The 355-nt window shown below is 38.0% G+C and carries 1 protein-coding gene; it reads left to right on the plus strand.

The window, feature by feature from the left end; genetic code table 11:
* Nucleotides 1-355: transposase (locus tag ciss_RS09735; protein ID WP_174574977.1), on the plus strand; the 355-nt coding region annotated here is incomplete at both ends.

Genomic DNA, 355 nt, shown 5'->3' on the forward strand with positions numbered 1-355 from the left:
ATTGGTGACCGAAGGAGCAATAGATAAGAACAAAATATGGAAAGAAGTGGGGTTTATACCGTACGAATATTTAAGAAAAGCATGGCAAAAAGTTTTACTTGACTTAATAAAACAAAAATACCCTAGAAGTATAAAAGCAAAAGTACTTATAAACAAGTTATACAGACGATATCCGAAAGGATTTTACGTATATGCAAAGCGGCGAATGGAAAGTGCGAAAGGAGCTGCTAAATACATAGGGAGATACTTAGCACGGCCGGCGATAGCGGAATATCGAATAATAGAGTATGACGGGGAACGGGTAAGATTCTGGTATGAAGACCATGAGACCGGTGAACGGAAAGAAGAAGAATTA

It is taken from the genome of Carboxydothermus islandicus (assembly GCF_001950325.1).
Taxonomy (GTDB): domain Bacteria; phylum Bacillota; class Z-2901; order Carboxydothermales; family Carboxydothermaceae; genus Carboxydothermus; species Carboxydothermus islandicus.